Raw genomic sequence first — 287 nt, 5'->3', positions numbered from 1 at the left:
GCGTACCGCCCCTGACCCAGTGGCGTACGGCGACGGTTCGGGGGTTCCCCGGTCGGGCGTCCAGTGGTGGACCCGGCCGAACCTACCCGTCCGCCTCGCGGTTCTGTCAACACCCGTGTCACCTGGGGCGTCTTCGGGAAGGTCCAGGTCAGGCCCGGGGTGCCCGCGGCGGGCCCGGGCAAGGACGGCGAGTCGCCGGGAGCGCGCCGCGCCGCCAGATCACTCGGGTGGGCGCACGTACACCGTCTCGCCGCCCACCACGGTCCGCAGGCAGACCGGCAGGTCGG

Source organism: Streptomyces sp. NPDC059909 (assembly GCF_042730885.1).
Lineage (GTDB): Bacteria > Actinomycetota > Actinomycetes > Streptomycetales > Streptomycetaceae > Streptomyces.
Note: the sequence above shows the minus strand (reverse complement) of the source record.